Origin of the sequence: Neoroseomonas lacus (genome assembly GCF_014644535.1) — a bacterium.
Lineage (GTDB): Bacteria > Pseudomonadota > Alphaproteobacteria > Acetobacterales > Acetobacteraceae > Neoroseomonas > Neoroseomonas lacus.
Window position 1 is genome coordinate 1 of the sequence record NZ_BMKW01000056.1, and the last position, 1095, is coordinate 1095.

Sequence of the window (1095 nt, forward strand, 5' to 3'; positions counted from 1 at the left end):
ATGCAGGCGCGAACTGGATGCATTCCTGGCAGCGGGCGACCGGTTGTGCCTTCCGGCAGCCACGGAGCCGCGCGTCAGCATACTGATCGTGCTCTTCAACCAAGCGGAACTGACCTTGCATTGCCTGCGTTCCCTGGCGCTGGAGGCAGGTCCCCAGGTCGAGATCATCATCGTCGATAACAACTCGACGGATCGGACCGGCGTGCTGCTCGACAGGCTCGACGGCGCGCGCGTGATTCGCGAGCCGGAGAACCTGCACTTCCTGCGCGGCGTCAACCGCGCCGCGCAGAACGCTCGCGGCAGGTACCTGCTGCTGCTGAATAACGACACGCGTGTCGAACCCGGTGCAATTCCCGCCGCGGCCGCGCGGCTCGACGCCGAGCCGGACCTTGGCGCGCTCGGCGGTCCCATCGTGATGCTGGACGGCACCCTGCAGGAGGCCGGATGCATTGTCTGGAGCAACGGCCAAACCGAGGGCTACGGGCGCGGCCATGACCCCGCCGATTGGGAATTTCAGTTCCGGCGCGACGTGGATTACTGCTCCGGCGCCTTCCTGATGGTACGGCGCGACCTGTTCGAACGACTGGGCGGCCTGGATACCGCCTATGCCCCCGCCTACTTCGAGGAGACCGACTTATGCATGCGGATCCGGGAAGCCGGCTTCCGCGTCGGCTATGAACCCGCAGCCCGCGTCGTCCACTACGAATACGGCAGCGCGACATCCTCTGGTGAAGCGATCAATCTCTATACGCGCAATCGGGAACGCTTCGTGGCGCGCCACGCGGCGGCGCTTGCGACCGGCCATCACGTACCGGGCACGTCCGTGCTCCTCGCTCGCATGCGGGGTCGCTCAGCGGGCCGTGTCCTGATCGTCGCTCCTCGCGTCCAGGGCTCATTCGCGGTGGCGTGCCGCACTATGGGCCGATGGCTAGCCAAGACGATGCTGGACGCGGGGTTCGCCGTGACCTACTGCGCGCCAGGCGAAGCCCAGGGAGATCCGGCGGGCGCCGGTGCCGCGATGCCGGAGAACGTCGAGCACGCCATCGTCCCGGACCCGGATGGGGCGTCGGACCTGCTGCGACGACGCAACGGCTA

Annotated in this window: 1 protein-coding gene; it reads left to right on the forward strand. The window is 67.3% G+C overall.

Going from position 1 to position 1095, the window contains the following annotated elements; genetic code table 11:
• Positions 1-88 precede the first annotated feature (88 nt).
• Positions 89-1095: glycosyltransferase family 2 protein (locus IEY36_RS30360; protein ID WP_188974063.1), on the forward strand; the 1007-nt coding region annotated here is incomplete at its 3' end.